This is a genomic window from Citrobacter sp. S-77 (assembly GCF_963864895.1).
GTDB classification, from domain to species: domain Bacteria; phylum Pseudomonadota; class Gammaproteobacteria; order Enterobacterales; family Enterobacteriaceae; genus Citrobacter; species Citrobacter murliniae.
Window position 1 is genome coordinate 1 of record NZ_CAWLWU010000024.1, and the last position, 1,353, is coordinate 1,353.

At 45.0% G+C, this 1,353-nt stretch carries 3 protein-coding genes and 1 pseudogene; all 4 read left to right on the plus strand.

Going from position 1 to position 1,353, the window contains the following annotated elements; all coding sequences use genetic code 11:
* A partial coding sequence (locus tag AACS05_RS24865; RefSeq protein ID WP_174217796.1) for a TraR/DksA C4-type zinc finger protein occupies positions 1-131 on the plus strand: 131 nt, incomplete at its 5' end.
* Positions 128-676, plus strand: a complete 549-nt coding sequence (locus tag AACS05_RS24870) for an ead/Ea22-like family protein (RefSeq protein ID WP_045438144.1) — start codon at positions 128-130, stop codon at positions 674-676. The genes AACS05_RS24865 and AACS05_RS24870, both read left to right, overlap by 4 nt.
* A gap of 241 nt (positions 677-917) precedes the next feature.
* Positions 918-1,151 carry a hypothetical protein gene (locus AACS05_RS24875; RefSeq protein ID WP_079120749.1) on the plus strand — a complete coding sequence of 78 codons (234 nt, stop codon included), beginning with the start codon at positions 918-920 and terminating at the stop codon, positions 1,149-1,151.
* Positions 1,152-1,239: 88 nt separating this feature from the next.
* Positions 1,240-1,353, plus strand: a pseudogene (locus AACS05_RS24880) (hypothetical protein); the annotation flags it as partial.

The window sequence follows — 1,353 nt, forward strand, 5'->3', positions numbered from 1 at the left end:
CTGCCACTCATTGTTGTGAGTGTGGCGATCCGATAGATGAACGAAGACGCCTGGTCGTTCAGGGTTGTCGGACTTGTGCAAGTTGCCAGGAGGATCTGGAACTTATCAGTAAACAGAGAGGTTCGAAGTGAGCGAAATTAACTCTCAGGCACTGCGTGAAGCGGCAGAGCAGGCAATGCATGACGACTGGGGATTTGACGCAGGCCTTTTCCATGAATTGGTAACACCATCGATTGTGCTGGAACTGCTGGATGAACGGGAAAGAAAGCAGCAATACATCAAACGCCGCGACCAGGAGAACGAGGATATTGCGCTAACAGTAGGGAAACTGCGTGTTGAGCTTGAAACAGCAAAATCAAAACTCAACGAGCAGCGTGAGTATTACGAAGGTGTTATCTCGGATGGGAGTAAGCGTATTGCTAAACTGGAAAGCAACGAAGTCCGTGAAGACGGAAACCAGTTTCTTGTTGTTCGCCATCCTGGGAAGACTCCTGTTATCAAGCACTGCACTGGTGACCTGGAAGAGTTTCCGCGTCAGTTAATCGAACAAGACCCGTTAGTAACTATCGACATCATTACGCATCGCTATTACGGGGTTGGAGGTCAATGGGTTCAGGATGCAGGTGAGTATCTGCATATGATGTCTGACGCTGGCATTCGCATCAAAGGAGAGTGAGGTCGGTTTTGTAAAAGATAACGCTGTGAAAATGCTGAATTTCGCGTCGTCTTCACAGCGATGCCAGAGTCTGTAGTGTCAGATGATGACCGTACTCAAACATCGGGTTGAGTATTATCTTACTGTTTCTTTACATAAACNTTGCTGATACCGTTTAGCTGAAACGACATACATTGCAAGGGAGTTTTATAAATGAGTATCAATGAGTTAGAGTCTGAGCAAAAAAGATTGGGCGTTATCAATGTTGTGCAGATCCGGTGTCTTGTCTCCATGCAGACATCACGAAGGTGTTTATGTAGATGAAGGTATAGATATAGAGTCGGCATACAAATATTCCATGAAGGTTTATAAGTCTAATGAAGACAAATCCCCATTCTGCAATGTGCGAGAAATGACTGATACCGTGCAAAATTATTATCACGAGTACGGTGGAAACGATACTTGCCCTCTCTGTACAAAACATATAGATGATTAAACCCAATATTACATAACAATCCTCGCACTCGCGGGGATTTATTTTATCTGAACTCGCTACGGCGGGTTTTGTTTTATGGAGATGATAAATGCACTTCCGAGTCACAGGAGAATGGAATGGAGAGCCAATTCAACAGAGTTATCGAAGCGGAGAACATCAACGACTAGCTACGACCACTGGATGATATGGGCGCAGATAGCAC